Annotated in this window: 15 protein-coding genes; 7 read left to right on the top strand and 8 right to left on the bottom strand. The window is 68.3% G+C overall.

Annotated elements, in window-relative coordinates:
• The first annotated feature begins 66 nt into the window (after positions 1 to 66).
• The 3 genes from DX03_RS09355 to DX03_RS09345 all read left to right on the top strand — a co-directional run bounded on the left by DX03_RS09355 (position 67) and on the right by DX03_RS09345 (position 2,896).
• Entirely contained in the window at positions 67 to 843 is a 777-nt protein-coding gene (locus DX03_RS09355; protein ID WP_038688174.1) for a DeoR/GlpR family DNA-binding transcription regulator, read from the top strand.
• A gap of 7 nt (positions 844 to 850) precedes the next feature.
• Positions 851 to 1,999, top strand: coding sequence for an MFS transporter (locus tag DX03_RS09350; protein ID WP_038688172.1), 1,149 nt, complete (start codon positions 851 to 853; stop codon positions 1,997 to 1,999).
• 69 nt (positions 2,000 to 2,068) lie between these two features.
• Positions 2,069 to 2,896 carry an isocitrate lyase/PEP mutase family protein gene (locus DX03_RS09345; RefSeq protein ID WP_038688170.1) on the top strand — a complete coding sequence of 276 codons (828 nt, stop codon included), beginning with the start codon at positions 2,069 to 2,071 and terminating at the stop codon, positions 2,894 to 2,896.
• 6 nt (positions 2,897 to 2,902) lie between these two features.
• Here DX03_RS09345 and DX03_RS09340 read toward each other — a convergent pair whose 3' ends face one another.
• Both DX03_RS09340 and DX03_RS09335 read right to left on the bottom strand, forming a co-directional pair.
• Positions 2,903 to 3,223, bottom strand: a complete 321-nt coding sequence (locus DX03_RS09340) for an SMR family transporter (protein WP_038688168.1) — start codon at positions 3,221 to 3,223, stop codon at positions 2,903 to 2,905.
• Entirely contained in the window at positions 3,220 to 3,591 is a 372-nt protein-coding gene (locus DX03_RS09335; RefSeq protein ID WP_038688167.1) for a DMT family transporter, read from the bottom strand. The genes DX03_RS09340 and DX03_RS09335 overlap by 4 nt, the downstream gene beginning before the upstream one ends.
• A 152-nt stretch (positions 3,592 to 3,743) precedes the next feature.
• Here DX03_RS09335 and DX03_RS09330 point away from each other — a divergent pair, with 152 nt between their 5' ends.
• Positions 3,744 to 4,607, top strand: coding sequence for a LysR family transcriptional regulator (locus DX03_RS09330; RefSeq protein ID WP_038692178.1), 864 nt, complete (start codon positions 3,744 to 3,746; stop codon positions 4,605 to 4,607).
• 273 nt (positions 4,608 to 4,880) lie between these two features.
• On the opposite strand, the gene DX03_RS09325 is transcribed toward DX03_RS09330, so the two are convergent.
• From DX03_RS09325 to DX03_RS09310, 4 genes are all read right to left on the bottom strand, one after another.
• Positions 4,881 to 5,798, bottom strand: a complete 918-nt coding sequence (locus tag DX03_RS09325) for a M14 family metallopeptidase (RefSeq protein ID WP_038688165.1) — start codon at positions 5,796 to 5,798, stop codon at positions 4,881 to 4,883.
• A gap of 69 nt (positions 5,799 to 5,867) precedes the next feature.
• Positions 5,868 to 6,521, bottom strand: coding sequence for an SDR family oxidoreductase (locus DX03_RS09320; RefSeq protein WP_038688163.1), 654 nt, complete (start codon positions 6,519 to 6,521; stop codon positions 5,868 to 5,870).
• 63 nt (positions 6,522 to 6,584) lie between these two features.
• Positions 6,585 to 7,256 carry a class I SAM-dependent methyltransferase gene (locus DX03_RS09315; RefSeq protein WP_038688161.1) on the bottom strand — a complete coding sequence of 224 codons (672 nt, stop codon included), beginning with the start codon at positions 7,254 to 7,256 and terminating at the stop codon, positions 6,585 to 6,587.
• Between the two features lie 59 nt (positions 7,257 to 7,315).
• Positions 7,316 to 7,780, bottom strand: coding sequence for a (R)-mandelonitrile lyase (locus DX03_RS09310; protein WP_038688160.1), 465 nt, complete (start codon positions 7,778 to 7,780; stop codon positions 7,316 to 7,318).
• A gap of 188 nt (positions 7,781 to 7,968) precedes the next feature.
• Between DX03_RS09310 and DX03_RS09305 the strand changes: the two genes are divergently transcribed.
• Positions 7,969 to 8,862, top strand: coding sequence for a LysR family transcriptional regulator (locus DX03_RS09305; protein WP_038688158.1), 894 nt, complete (start codon positions 7,969 to 7,971; stop codon positions 8,860 to 8,862).
• A gap of 75 nt (positions 8,863 to 8,937) precedes the next feature.
• On the opposite strand, the gene DX03_RS09300 is transcribed toward DX03_RS09305, so the two are convergent.
• Positions 8,938 to 9,915 carry a zinc-binding dehydrogenase gene (locus DX03_RS09300; protein WP_038688156.1) on the bottom strand — a complete coding sequence of 326 codons (978 nt, stop codon included), beginning with the start codon at positions 9,913 to 9,915 and terminating at the stop codon, positions 8,938 to 8,940.
• Between the two features lie 88 nt (positions 9,916 to 10,003).
• Positions 10,004 to 10,777, bottom strand: coding sequence for a hypothetical protein (locus DX03_RS09295; RefSeq protein WP_038688154.1), 774 nt, complete (start codon positions 10,775 to 10,777; stop codon positions 10,004 to 10,006).
• Positions 10,778 to 11,106: 329 nt separating this feature from the next.
• Here DX03_RS09295 and DX03_RS09290 point away from each other — a divergent pair, with 329 nt between their 5' ends.
• A complete protein-coding gene (locus tag DX03_RS09290) occupies positions 11,107 to 11,931 on the top strand; it encodes an alpha/beta fold hydrolase (protein ID WP_038688152.1) in 825 nt (274 codons plus the stop codon).
• 114 nt (positions 11,932 to 12,045) lie between these two features.
• Positions 12,046 to 13,280, top strand: a protein-coding gene (locus tag DX03_RS09280) for an IS3 family transposase (RefSeq protein ID WP_244880181.1) whose coding sequence is annotated in 2 segments (ribosomal slippage) — positions 12,046 to 12,397 and positions 12,397 to 13,280 — 1,236 coding nt in all. Because the reading frame shifts where the segments join, the coding sequence is not laid out codon by codon here.
• The last annotated feature ends 285 nt before the right edge of the window (positions 13,281 to 13,565 follow it).

Genomic DNA, 13,565 nt, shown 5'->3' with positions numbered 1-13,565 from the left:
GGGGTGATCCTCTGCGTGTTCATGCATGGTTGCTCCGATTTTTTCCGAACGCCAGAGCATCCCGCCATGCATCCCGAAGCCCTTCCCGGCGAACGCCAACAGACCATCCTGCACCTGCTGCGCGAACAGGGGCGCGTGTTCTCGGCCCAGCTTGCGCTGCAGATGGGCGTCTCCGAAGACTCGATCCGCCGCGACCTGCGCGATCTGGCCAGCCAGGGCTTGTGCCGCAAGGTGTATGGCGGCGCGCTGCCGGCGGCCCCGGAATTTCCGCCACTGGCCGACCGTCATGCCCTGCAGCGCGATCAGAAGCAGGCGCTCGCACGCGCAGCGGCCCTGCATGTGCGCCCGGGTGAGCAGGTGCTGCTGGATGCCGGCTCCACCAACAGTGCCATCGCCGCCTGCCTGCCCGACACCCAGGGCCTGCGGGTGATCACCAATGCTCCGGACATCGCGCTGCTGCTGATGGCGCGCAGCGGGTTCGAGGTCACGCTGATCGGTGGCCGCCTGGATCCGAGGATCGGCGCGGCAGTTGGCGCGCAGGCGCTGGAAGCCATCGCCGCGTTGCGCGTGGACGTCTGCTTCATCGGCACCTGCGCGGTGGATGCCGAGGCCGGGCTGTGGGCCGTGGATGGCGAGGAAGCCGCGCTGAAGCGGGCGATGCTCGCCGCCAGCAGCCGCTGCGTGGTCGTGGCCAGCAACGAAAAGCTGGGCGCGCAGGCATCGCACCGGATCGGCACGGTCGAACGGATCGACGTGCTGGTGCTGGAGGCCGATGCCCCGCCGGCGCAGGCCGAGGCGTTCGCGCGCCGCGGCGTCGACATTCACCACGCCGATGCGGAGTGAGCCCGATATGTCCACGCTGACCCACGCATCCCTGGCCGGTACCCGCGTCGAACAACACGCCACCCGCGCCGCCTTCTTCCTGCCCGGCTTCGCCACCGCCGCCTGGGCGCCGCTGGTGCCCTTCGCCAAGACCCGCACCGGGCTGGATGAGGGCTCGCTGGGCCTGGTGCTGCTGTGCCTGGGTGCCGGTTCCCTGCTGGCGATGCCGCTGGCCGGCATCTTCGCCGCCCGCCACGGGTGCCGAGCGGTGATGATCGGCACGCTGTTGATGGTGATCGCCAGCCTGCCCCTGCTGGCCATCGCGCCATCGCCGTGGACGCTGGGCCTGGCGCTGTTCGTGTTCGGCGCCGGGGTGGGCGCATGCGACTGCACGATGAACATCCAGGCGGTCATGGTCGAGCGTGACAGCGGGCGGCCGATGATGTCCGGCTTCCACGCCTTCTACAGCATCGGTGGCGCCGTTGGCGCCGCGGCGATGACCGGGCTGCTCGCGCTGCACCTCCCGCCGTGGCTGGTGTGCCTGCTGGCTGTCGCGGTGATGGCCGCGCTGCTGGCCCTCTCGCTGCCGTACTGGCGGCGCGACAAGGCGCCCACCGGCGCGCCGGTATTTGCGGTGCCACATGGGGTGGTGCTGGGCATCGGCGTGCTGTGTTTCGTGGCCTTCCTGGCCGAGGGCGCCATGCTGGACTGGAGCGCGGTATTCCTGCACGAGGTTCAACAGGTGCCGCCGTCGCACGCCGGGCTGGGTTTCATGACGTTTGCCATCGCCATGACGGTGACCCGCCTGGTCGGCGACGGCGTGGTGGCCGCGTTGGGGCGGCACCGCGCCATCCTGCTCGGCAGCCTGGTGGCGGCCGGTGGTTTCGCGCTGGTCACCTTCGCCACGGTGCTGCCCCTGGCCTTGCTGGGCTACGCGCTGATCGGGCTGGGCTGCGCAAACATCGTGCCGGCGTTGTTCTCGATGGCCGGCAACCAGAAGGCGATGCCGGAGAGCCTGGCAATTCCGGCGATCACCACGCTGGGCTACGCCGGCGTGCTGGCCGGCCCGGCGTTCATCGGGCTCGTGGCACAGGCCAGCAGCCTGGTGTTCGCCTTCTGCCTGGTGGCCGTTGCACTGGCCGGCATTGGCGTGGCGGCACGCTGGGTGCGGGCCTGAGTCGCGCCTGCAGCACGACCGGCGCAACGTGGGCGGTACCATCGTGGTACTGCCTACCGGGTCCGCGCCATGACCACCCTGCCCTTCGATCCCCGCCCACGCCGCGCCGCCTTCCGCGCCCTGCATGCGGACGGCTGTTTCGTGTTGCCCAACCCGTGGGACGTGGGCAGTGCGCGCTACCTGCATGGGCTGGGGTTTGCCGCGCTGGCCAGCACCAGTTCCGGCGTGGCCTGGAGCCAGGGCAAGCCGGACGGCCAGCTCTCACTGGATGAGACGCTGGCCCACCTGCGTGACCTGGCCGCTGCCACGCCGCTGCCGGTGAATGCCGATTTCGGCGATGGCTTCGGCGCGGATCCCACCGCGGTGGAGCACGCCGTGGAACAGGCCATCGCCACCGGCGTGGCCGGCCTGTCCATTGAAGACGCCCGTGGCGACGCCGACGCGCCACTGCGACCGCTCGACGAGGCAGTGGCGCGGGTGCGCGCCGCACGGGCCGCCATCGACCGCAGTGGCGAGGACGTGCTGCTGATTGGCCGGGCCGAGAACTTCTTTGTCGGCCGCCCGGACCTGGACGATGCCATTGCCCGGCTGCGCGCCTACGCCGCAGCCGGCGCCGACTGCCTGTACGCGCCGGGCATCAGCACCCGCGCGCAGATCGAGGCGGTGGTTGCCGCCGTGGCCCCCAAACCGGTGAACCTGCTGGTGGGCAGCGCCGTGCCGTTCACCCTGCAGGACATCGCCGCCATGGGCGTGCGCCGGGTCAGCGTGGGCGGCGCGATGGCGCGTACCGCCTGGGGTGGGATGATGCGCGCCTCGCAGCTGCTCAGGGACGAAGGCCGCTTCGACGGCTTCGCCGATGCGGCCTCCGGGGCGGTATTGAATCACCTGTTCCGCTGACCGGGGTCAGTGGCTGGACAGCACCACCACCGCACCGGTGACCAGCGCGATGCCGACCCAGCCGATGGGACGCAGGCGGTTGCCGAACAGCACCCGCCCGCAGACGGCAGTGCCGATCACTCCGATCGCGCCCCACATCGCATAGGCGGTGGCCAGATCCAGGGTCTTGACCGCTTGGCCGAGAAGCGCGAAGGCGAGCCAGACCAGCACGATCGCGGCAACCCCCCAGGCCGGCTTACGGAACCCATCGGATTTGGCGACCATCATGTTGGCCGCGATGTCGATCAGGGCCGAGCAGACCACGAACAGGAAGGCGGTGAGACTCATGCCGTGTGCTCCTCGCCGAGCGTGACGCAGACGATGCCGACCGCCGCCATCACCAGGCCGATCATCTGCTGCACGGACAGGCTGTCCTTGAACACGAAAATGCCGACCAGCGTGAGCAGGGTCAGGCCGAGGCCTTCCCACACCGCGTAGGCGACCCCGACCGCGATGGCGCGCACCGACAGCGCCAGGAAGTAGTACGAAATGGCCAGGGCCACGGCCATCACGACATAGCCCAGATAGCCGCCATGACGGGCGGCATCGGCCATGAACGAGGTGCCGACCACTTCGGCGACGATCGCCACAGTCAGGCAGGCCCAGGCGATCAGGCCGCCACGGGCACGGGGTTGGGAATGCACGTGTGTGTGCATGGGAAACTCCTTGAGGGTGATCCGGCGGGGCGTAGGTACCGACCGTTGGTCGGTACGGGCACTCGCGACACTCGCACTCCGCCGATGCCTTCATTATCATCGACGTTTCCATCACACCAAAGATGGAATCCATCGACAAAGGCGATACATCCATGCGCTACGGCCCGGAATCCTTGCACGCCTTCGTTGAAGCGGCCGCGCTCGGCTCCTTCTCCGCCGCGGCTCGCCGACTGAAGAAGACCCAATCGACCATCAGCACGGCGGTTGCCACGCTGGAGGCCGATCTGGGCCTCACCCTGTTCGATCGCCGCGGCCGCTACCCGGTGCTCACCGACGACGGGCGCAAGGTGCTCGGCCACGTGCAGGAGATTCTTGCCGCCGCTGAACGCCTGGAACAGCTGAGCATCCGCCTGGGCGACGCGGTGGAGCCGCGGTTGACCGTGGTGTTTTCCGACATCTACCAACTCAACCCCGACCACCCTCTGTTGCAGCGCTTCGAACAGCGTTTTCCGGACATTGAACTGGAATGGCTGGATGCCGAAGGCAGCGACGTGCTCGATGTGGTGCAGCGGGGGCGCGCGCATCTGGGACTGGTGCCGCAGCAGGCGCAGTACCCGTCCGACCTGACGGTGCGTGCGCTGCCGTTGCGCGCGGAAATGGCGGTGTTCGTGGCGCGGCAGCACCCGTTGGCGCAGATCGATGCCGCGGACGAATCCCACCTGGCGGGCCATCGCCGGATCTGCCTGAGCGGTGACGATCAGCGCAGCGGCCCGGCGCGTGGGCGCAGCTGGTCGGCGTCGGATTACCTGATGGTGCTGGAGATGGCCGAAGACGGCTTCGGTTGGGCCGAACTGCCGCGCACCCTGGTAGCGCGATACGGGCGCGGGCAGCTGGTGGAACTGGCCCTGCCCGGCTGGCCGAAGCTGGTGGCGTGCGACGCGGTGTGGCGCAAGGGCGAGACACTGGGCCCGGCCGCGCTGTGGCTGCTCGACGAATTCCTGCACCGCACCCCGTAGAGCGGGGCTCTGCCCCGCTGCGCTTTGCGCTGAAAGACAGCCGGGCAGAGCCCGGCGCTACGTGGCCATTCTTCAACGCATCCCGCGTAGAGCGGGGCTCTGCCCCGCTGCACTTCGCGCTGAAAGGCAGCCGGGCAGAGCCCGGCGCTACGTTGCGCTGGTTGGGATCGCCTGGAGCCGGCCAGCGGCCGGCACTACAAGGCAGCCGGGCAGAGCCCGGCGCTGCGTTGCGCTGGTTGGGATCGCCTGGAGCCGGCCAGCGGCCGGCACTACCTAGTGGGCTAGTGCGTAGTCGATGGCGGCGCAGATCGCGGCTACCTGCGCATCGTTGCACTGCTGCGGGGTGGCGCGGGGGCTGTCCGGGTAGACCTCGGTGGTGGTGGTGTAGGTCGCGCCGGTGATGCTGGCGCACAAGCCCAGCTTCTTCAGCGGGTACTCGATCACGCCCGGGGCCACCACCGGCGAGCCGATGATCTCGCCCTTGTCATCGGCCGGGGCGATGTGGGTCACCTGCTCCACCGCTGCGTTCACCGCCGTCTGGAACGCGGGCTGCGGATTCTCGCTGTCGTCCACCAGGTAGAAGCCATCGGGAATCAGGCCCGGTTCGAACGGCTTGCCATCGCGCGCGGCAAGCGCGGGACGGAACTCGGTTTCGTCGCTGTCGGTGGTTTCATGCAGGTCAATGTGCATCACCATGCCGGCGCGCAGCGGTTCCACCAGCGCCATCAGCGCCGCCGATTCCTGCGCCGGGCTGTTGGCCACGAACGAGCGGTTCGGGTCGATCGCATCGGCGTTCCAGCGCTGCACGCGCTCGTAGCCCCAGGGGCTCACACACGGCGCCACCAGCACGTTCGCGCGACCGGCATAGTCCTTGGCACGCGTGGCCAGGAACTGCAGCGCGCCCTGCACGCCACTGGTTTCGTAGCCGTGCACGCCGCCGGTCACCAGCACGCTGGGAAGCGCCGGGTTCCAGTTGCGGCTGCGTACGGCAAACAACGGGTACGCGTCCGGGGCGTAGTCCAGCGTGCCGTACTGCTCCACGTCGAAGTCCGCGCGCAAGGCGTCCACCGCCGGCACCACGTCGTTGGCATAGCGACGCTGCGGCTGCTGCAGGGCACGCCACTGCGCCTTTTCCGCCGCGCCCCAGGGCTGGCCAGGGGTGCCGATGGGATGGAAGCGGGCGTCGGTCATGGCGTACTCGTCTGTGCAGTGGATCGGGACGCCGATTTTACCATTGCCGCCCGGGCCGCCTGTGCCACATCAAGCGGGCAGCTGCTGCAGCGCCGCGTCGATCGGTTGGTCGCCTTCGGTGAGTTCGATGATGCGGTGCGTAAGCTGCGGGCGTTCGACCAACGCCACCAGCGTCGCGGCGACATCCGCACGCGGCACCTCGCCGTAGGCAATGGCCAGCCCGGCCTGCACGCATCCACGGCCGGCCGCATCGGTGAGCGTACCGGGGCGCAGGATCACCCAATCCAGGTCGCTGGCGGCCAGGTACACATCGGCGCGCTTCTTGACCGCCATGTAGTTCTCGAAGCCATCGCCCATCGCCTTGCCTCGCCCGGCCTCGGGAAATGCCGAGACCAGCAGGAAGCGTTTGATGCCGGCGTGCCGGGCGGCCTGCACGGCCAGCTCCAGCCCGGCACCGTCGATGGCGTTGGTCAGTTCGATGCCTGCCCCGCCCGCCCCGGCACTGAACACCACCACCTCGCTGCCGGCCATCTGTGCCGCCAGCGCCTGCGCATCGGTGTGGGTCAGATCGCCCTGCATCGGTGTGCCGCCCAGTGCGGCCAACGCGTCCGCCTGCTCCGGGCGACGATGCAGCGCCACCGCGCGGTGGCCGCGCGTGGCCAGTTGTTCGACCAGGTGGCGGCCGACCTTGCCGGCGGCGCCGATGATGAAAACCTGGGCCATGCTGTTCTCCTGATACGTACCAGCACCCAGCGTAGCCACCGCGGCGTGACCATGCCGTGGCGCTTACGCCAGCGCGAGCCAGCCGCGGAATCCCAGGCCCTGGTAGAAGCTCTCGACGCGGCTGAAACCGGCCTCGCGCAGCAGCGCCTCGTCCTGCGCCGGCGACAGGATATGCACGTGCTCGGCGACGGCGGCGCGACCGTGCTCGGCCTGCTCCGGCGTGATCCCGGAGGACATCGCAAAGTCGGCGTAGCGTTGCAGCCAGAGCGCACGCGCGCCGTCGTGCTGGTCGAAGCTCATGTGCGCCACCACCAGCGGCGCGCCCGCGCGCAACCGCCGATGCAGCGCCGCCAGGGTCGGCACGCGTTCGTGCAGCGGCACGAAATGCAGGGTGAGCAGGCAGGCCGCCGCGTCGAACGGCCCGTCAGGCGCTATGTCGATGTACCCGTGATGCAGCTGGGCACGGTGGGCGTGTGCGCCCAGAGTGCGGGTTGCCAGCGCCAACATCGCGTCCGACGGATCCACACCGTCGAAACGCCAGTGCGGCTGCGCCTGCGCGAAGGTGCGCAGCTCCAGGCCGCCGCCGGCGCCCAACACCAGCACGCGGGCATCGGTCGGCGCGGATTCGGCCAGCAGCTGCGTGCACATCCGCTGCAGATCGGCGAACCCCGGCACCAGCCGGGGTGGGCGTTCTGCGTAGCGGGCCACGGCATCGGGGTCGGCGTAGGCATCCATCGGGCGCACCTTATTTCATGTAACTGGTATAGTTACATTAACGCCCGTGGCGCGCGATGTCACCCGCCGTTGTACTGGGCCTCGCTGACCTGCTCCAGCCAGGTCACCGGTGAGCCATCGACCGCTTCGGCGATGGCGATATGGGTCATGGCCACCGTCGCCTTGGCGCCGTGCCAGTGCTTCACCCCCGGCGCGATCCAGACAATGTCGCCGGGGCGCATCTCCTGCACCGGCTTGCCCCACTCCTGCACGCTGCCCACCCCGGCGGTCACGATCAGGGTCTGGCCGAGCGGATGGGTGTGCCAAGCCGTGCGCGCGCCGGGCTCGAAGGTCACAGTGGCACCGCCCACCCGGGCCGGTGCGGCGCGCTGGAACGGCGCATCGATGCGCACCGTGCCGGTGAAATAGTCGGCTGGGCCTGCCGCCGATGGGGTGCTGCCGGCGCGGGCGATCTGGATCGGGGCCGGGTCGGCCGGTGCGGTGGCGGCCACCATCGACAGCAGCGTGCTGCTCAACAGGTTCATGCGGAACTCCTCGACGTGGAAAACGGACCGTCCCACTGTAGTCCCTGCCAACCTCGCCACTGCCTGCCGCAGCGCGCATGCAGAGATGAACATCACTCATCAATCATCAGCGCTTGGCGCCTTGTGCTCACCAGTGACCCGGACTCATCATGGCCAGGCATGAATCACATGCGTGCCGGACGCCGCCGATGGCCCGCGAGAATTTCAACGACCTGCAGGTCTTCGTCGCCGTGGCCCGCGAGCGCAGCTTCACCCGCGCCGCCGCGCAGCTCGGCGTCTCGCAGTCCGCGCTGAGCCACACCGTGCGAGGCCTGGAAGAGCGTCTCGGGGTGCGCCTGCTCACCCGCACCACCCGCAGCGTGTCGATGACCGAGGCCGGCGAACGCCTGTACGACACCGTGGCCCCGCGCATGCAGGAGATCGAGGCCGAGCTGGTGGCCATCAGCGACTACCGCGACCATCCTGCCGGCACCATCCGCATCACCACCGCCGAACACGCGGCCAACAGCATTGTCTGGCCACGCCTGAGCGCGATACTGCCGGCCTACCCCGACCTGCGCGTGGAGCTTACCGTCGACTACGGCCTGGCCGACATCGTGGCGCAGCGGTACGACATCGGCATCCGCCTAGGCGGACGCGTGGCCAACGACATGATCGCCGTGCCGATCAGCGGCCCGCAGCGCATGGCGATCGTGGCCAGCCCGGCCTATTTCGTCCATCACGTCGCGCCCCAAGCACCGGCGGATCTGGCCGCGCACAACTGCATCGGGCTGCGCCTGCCTACCCACGGCGGACTGATGGTGTGGGACCTGCAGAAAGACGGCCAGGAGGCCAACGTGCGCGTGGACGGGCAATGGACGTTCAACGGCAGCAGCGCCATGTTGCGCGCGACCCTGGCCGGCGCCGGCCTGGCCTACCTGCCCGAAGACATGGTGCTGGAACACGTCCAGGCGGGTCGCCTGCGCCGCGTCATGGACGACTGGTGCGACGTGTTCGACGGTTATTACGCCTACTACCCCAGCCGCCGCCAATCCTCCAGCGCGATGCGCGTAGTAATAGAAGCGTTACGCGCAGCCCGGTAGAGCCGACCGTTGGTCGGCTGTCGCGGTGCCCGACCCGGAACAGCCGACCAACGGTCGGCTCTACCCAGCCGGCCCTCACGGGCGCAGCAGCACCTTGCCGTTGCGGCCCGGTTCCAGACTCGCAGCGGCAGCAGCCGCCACCTCGTCCAGTCCGAACACACCATCCACCGGCAGGCTCAGCCCACCGCGTGCAGCCAGCTGCAGCAGCTCACCCACCAGCCGGCGCTTGTCGTCCGGGGCCATCGCCTGGCTCACCTTGCTGCCCCAGAACCCCTTCACCGTGGCCTGCTTGAAGATCACGTCGCCCGAGTTGAGCTGCATCGGTTCGCCGGTCATCGAGCCGAACGACACCAGCGTGCCGCCATCCCCCAGCAACGTCATCAGCTCGCTGCTGGCACGCCCGCCCACCGAGTCGACCGCCGCAGCGATCGAGCCGCCGGCCAGCCGCGTCTGCACCTGCGCCATCCAATCCGACTGGGCGGTGGAAATCGTGTTGTCGATGCCCAGCGCCTCCATTTCCGCCACGCCGGCATCGCGCCGCACCAGGTTCACGCAGTGCACGCCGCGCGCCTTGGACAGCATCGCCAGCGCCTTGCCGACCGCGCCATTGGCGGCGTTCTGCAGGATCCACTGACCCTCGTGGACCTGCAGGAACTCCAGCAGCATCAGCGCGCTCAGCGGCATCGCGATCAGCTGCGCCGCGGTTTCATCGTCGATCGCATCCGGCATCGGAATGACCATCTTCGCCGGTGCGATGAAGTGCTCGGCCCAGGTGCCATGCACCGACGCGGCGCTCACCCGCTGACCCACCGCCAGGCCTTCAACGCCCTCGCCCAGCGCGTCGATCACGCCGGTTGCTTCACTGCCACCAACCGCCGGCAGCGTGGGCTTGTAGCCGTACTTGCCGCGTACGGTCCACAGGTCATGGTTGTGGATGGGGGCCAGCACGGTGCGGATACGCACCTCGCCCGCGCCCGGCTGCGGGGTGGGTACGTCACCCCCGTGCAGCACGATGGTGGGATCGCCAAAGGTGTCATGCAATGCAGCGCGCATGGAAGTCTCCTGTTGCCAGTTCAATGGGGGATTGCCGGGCAGCGCCCGGCCTTGCACGGGCACACACGGTGCCCGGAGACGCGTGACCTCAACGTCGGTGGCGGTGCGCGGCCACGACCGGCACGGTCGGATGGCGCCACGCCCGCGTGCGCAGCAGCAACGTCTGCAGCACCAGCAGCGCGGCAACCGCCAGCGCCAGCACCGACACGGTATCGGCACCGGGCAGGCGCCAGCCCGACTGCTTCACGTACACACCGACCAGCGCCCAGACCACGGCCGCCGGGTACGCGAAATGCCCGCGCAGGCGCTGGTTCATCGCCCAGGCCAGCACCGTGGCAAGGGCCAGCAGCACCACGCTCCAGCCGAACATGTCGGCGGTGGGCAGCCACTGGTAGGCCACGATCACCTGGGCCGTGTTGAGGAAGGCGGCCATCGTCAGCCAGCCGGCATGCAGCGCCAGCGGATATGCCGCCCAGGCGCGCTGGCCGCCGGTGGCGTCGGTGGGGGCGGCGCGCACGGCGGCCATCAACAGGCACACCAGCGCAGCCCAGATGATCGCCAGCGCGGGCAGGAACCACTGGTTGGAAAACACCGGCATCCACGCGGCCGTCAGCGCGAAGCCCGCCGCCGCCCAGCCACGCACGCCGGGCAGGTCCGGGCGGCGCCGGCGCAGCTGCCACAGCCCGAAGACCACGTCCCACAGGAAGATCACGCCCCAGATCGCGAACGCGTAGCCCGCAGCGACCAACAGGGTCGGATAGCGGTCGGAAATCGCGCCATTGGTCGGGCCGAATGCGCCGGATTGCGAGAACCACGACACCACCGGCATGGCCAATGCGGCCAACAACACGATCCAACGCATGCATCCACTCCAACTCAAAGAGCGATGACGATACGCGGTTACCGGTTAAGGCGGTGGCATGGCCCCGATGATCGGGCACACCGGTGCAATCGCGAGGGGGTGCGCCAGCGCTTTACTGGCGCCGCCCGGCCTTTCGCCGCGGCCCCCACTGGACCGATCCGATGTCGTCATTTCTTCCCGATCGCCCTGGCGATCCCACCCGGCGGCAGTTCCTGGCCACCGGCATGGCCGTGTCGGCAGCGTTGATGCTGCCTGCGTTGCCAGGCCAGGCGTTTGCCTCGGGGCCTGCTGTTTCCCACCCCTACCCCCACCCCACCGGAGATACCCAGATGAGCAGCTACCACACCGTCAAAGACGGCACCCGCATCTTCTACAAGGACTGGGGCCACGGCCAGCCGGTCGTGTTCGCCCATGGCTGGCCGCTCAGCAGCGACGCCTGGGACCCGCAGATGCTGTTCATGGGCCAGCACGGTTACCGCGTGATCGCGCATGACCGCCGCAGCCATGGTCGTTCCACGCAGACCTGGGACGGCAACACCATGGACACCTACGCCGACGACCTGGCCTCGCTGATCGAAGCGCTGGACCTGAAGGACGCCATCCTGGTGGGCCACTCCACCGGCGGCGGCGAGATCGCCCATTACATCGGCCGCCACGGCAGCAAGCGCGTGGCGAAGGCCGTGCTGGTGGGTGCCGTGCCGCCGCAGATGGTGGTGAGCGCCACCAATCCGGGCGGCCTGCCGATGAGCGTGTTCGACGGCATCCGCGCCGGGGTGGCGGCCGACCGCTCGCAGTTCTACCAGGACCTGACCACGCCGTTCTTCGGTGCCAACCGTGACGGTCACAAGGTCAGCCAGGGCATGCGCGACGCATTCTGGCTGCAGGGCATGCAGGGCGGTCACAAGGGGCAGTACGACTGCATCCGCGAGTTCTCCGAGGTGGACTACACGCAGGATCTGAAGAAGATCGACGTGCCGACGTTGGTGGTGCATGGCGATGACGACCAGATCGTGCCGATCGATGCGTCGGGCCGGCTGTCGGCGAAGATCGTGGCCAATGCCACGTTGAAGGTGTACCCGGGCGCGCCGCATGGCCTGACCGTGACCCACGCCGATCAGTTCAACCAGGACCTGCTGGCCTTCGCCAAGGCCTGACCCAACGCCGCGATCGCCACGCGGGGCGCCGGGTTCTGCCCGGCGCCTTTTTTTGTTTTCCTGACCCGTCCTGAATTGAGTTGACACCTTTTCCCACAGGAAGAGGAATGTTCAATGGATTCAACACTCAGGCGCAGCCAGCGGGATTACTCGCTGGCCTTCAAATTGGCGGTGGTCGACCAGATCGAGCGTGGGGAGCTGACCTATCGTCAGGCCCAGGATCGATACGGCATCCAAGGCAGCAGTACCGTGCTGAAGTGGCTTCGCCGACATGGTCGGCAGGACTGGTCGGGTGGTGCATCATCTGCCCCCATGACCACTTCACCCAAAAGCGGGGCGGGCAAGCCGCTGACGCCGGAACAACAGATCAAGGCCTTGCAGGTGCAACTGCGGGAAGCCAACGAGAAAGCGCAGCTTTTCGAAGCCATCGTCGATGTCCTCAAAGAGGACTACGGGGTACGCATCGTAAAAAAGCCTTCCGGCAAGTCCTCACGCAAGGGCGCCTCCAAGGCCTAAGCGTGGCAAGGGCTTGCCGACATTTCGGCATTAGTCGGCAGGCGTACTACAAAGCCGGCCATCGCCAACAACAGCAGCTGGTCGAGGGCGCGCGGGCGATCGCCTTGGTGGGTGGCTATCGGGCCCGTCAGCCACGCATCGGCACCCGCAAGCTCCACGGTCTGATCAGGCCGGCACTGCAGGCATCGGGGATAGCGATGGGGCGGGACCGCCTGTTTGGTGTCCTTCGTGATGCCCGGCTCCTGGTGCCCATGCGGCGCGCATATCACAAGACAACCAACAGCCATCACCGCTTCCGGCGGCACCCCAACCTGCTCAAAGCTGGCGAGGGGCGCGTGGTACCCACCGGCTGCGAGCAGGTGTGGGTCGCCGACATCACCTACCTGCCAACGCAAGGGAAATTCGTCTATCTGAGCCTGATTACGGATGCTTGGTCACGCAAGATCGTTGGCTGGAGTGTGCACGACACGCTGCAGACCGAGCAGGTTGCCCAGGCGTTGCAGATGGCGCTGAAAGGACGAAAAACGCGTCAACAACTGGTCCACCACTCCGATCGAGGTATCCAATACTGCTCGGATTACTACCAGAAGATCCACGCCGCGCACGGCGTAACCTGCTCGATGACCGACGGCTACGACTGCTACCAGAATGCGTTGGCAGAACGGGTAAATGGGATCTTGAAAGGCGAATTCCTGCTGCATCGCCCTCGGGACCTGGCGCAGGCACGGCAGATGGTGGCCGAGTCGGTGGCGATCTATAACGCCGAGCGGCCGCACCTGTCCCTTAAAATGCAGACGCCCGATGCAGTGCATCGGGCGTCCTTGGCCGCCTGACGGCGGCCGATTCATCCGCCACAGGTGTCAACCTATGGCAGGACGGGTCATCCTCCCAAGCAGAAACGTGCCACGACGCTTTCCAGGCGCAGCCGGCGGCGGGTCGAGCGCTGGGTCCCCATGCCCTTTCCGGCGAATGTCCCCCGGCGTCGGCCTGCGGCCGCCACCTCCTCCTTTATTTCGCCTCCAAGGGCATGGGGACCCAGCGCCCGACCCACCGACAGCGCCAGAAAAGCCTGGCTTCCCCTGCTTACCGCAAGCTGAGCCCCGTAGCGGCCGGTAGGC

The sequence above is a fragment of the Stenotrophomonas rhizophila genome (assembly GCF_000661955.1).
GTDB lineage: Bacteria > Pseudomonadota > Gammaproteobacteria > Xanthomonadales > Xanthomonadaceae > Stenotrophomonas > Stenotrophomonas rhizophila.
Note: the sequence above shows the minus strand (reverse complement) of the source record. Positions and strands in the feature narration are given on the sequence as shown.

What these genes read in the sequence shown, in the direction of transcription:
- DX03_RS09310 (WP_038688160.1), bottom strand. Translation starts at nt 7,780, where the DNA reads ATGAACCTGTTGAGCAGCACGCTGCTGTCGATGGTGGCCGCCACCGCA.
- DX03_RS09350 (WP_038688172.1), top strand. Translation starts at nt 851, where the DNA reads ATGTCCACGCTGACCCACGCATCCCTGGCCGGTACCCGCGTCGAACAA.
- DX03_RS09355 (WP_038688174.1), top strand. Translation starts at nt 67, where the DNA reads ATGCATCCCGAAGCCCTTCCCGGCGAACGCCAACAGACCATCCTGCAC.
- DX03_RS09345 (WP_038688170.1), top strand. Translation starts at nt 2,069, where the DNA reads ATGACCACCCTGCCCTTCGATCCCCGCCCACGCCGCGCCGCCTTCCGC.
- DX03_RS09315 (WP_038688161.1), bottom strand. Translation starts at nt 7,256, where the DNA reads ATGGATGCCTACGCCGACCCCGATGCCGTGGCCCGCTACGCAGAACGC.
- DX03_RS09305 (WP_038688158.1), top strand. Translation starts at nt 7,969, where the DNA reads ATGGCCCGCGAGAATTTCAACGACCTGCAGGTCTTCGTCGCCGTGGCC.
- DX03_RS09335 (WP_038688167.1), bottom strand. Translation starts at nt 3,591, where the DNA reads ATGCACACACACGTGCATTCCCAACCCCGTGCCCGTGGCGGCCTGATC.
- DX03_RS09325 (WP_038688165.1), bottom strand. Translation starts at nt 5,798, where the DNA reads ATGACCGACGCCCGCTTCCATCCCATCGGCACCCCTGGCCAGCCCTGG.
- DX03_RS09295 (WP_038688154.1), bottom strand. Translation starts at nt 10,777, where the DNA reads ATGCGTTGGATCGTGTTGTTGGCCGCATTGGCCATGCCGGTGGTGTCG.
- DX03_RS09320 (WP_038688163.1), bottom strand. Translation starts at nt 6,521, where the DNA reads ATGGCCCAGGTTTTCATCATCGGCGCCGCCGGCAAGGTCGGCCGCCAC.
- DX03_RS09330 (WP_038692178.1), top strand. Translation starts at nt 3,744, where the DNA reads ATGCGCTACGGCCCGGAATCCTTGCACGCCTTCGTTGAAGCGGCCGCG.
- DX03_RS09290 (WP_038688152.1), top strand. Translation starts at nt 11,107, where the DNA reads ATGAGCAGCTACCACACCGTCAAAGACGGCACCCGCATCTTCTACAAG.
- DX03_RS09300 (WP_038688156.1), bottom strand. Translation starts at nt 9,915, where the DNA reads ATGCGCGCTGCATTGCATGACACCTTTGGCGATCCCACCATCGTGCTG.
- DX03_RS09340 (WP_038688168.1), bottom strand. Translation starts at nt 3,223, where the DNA reads ATGAGTCTCACCGCCTTCCTGTTCGTGGTCTGCTCGGCCCTGATCGAC.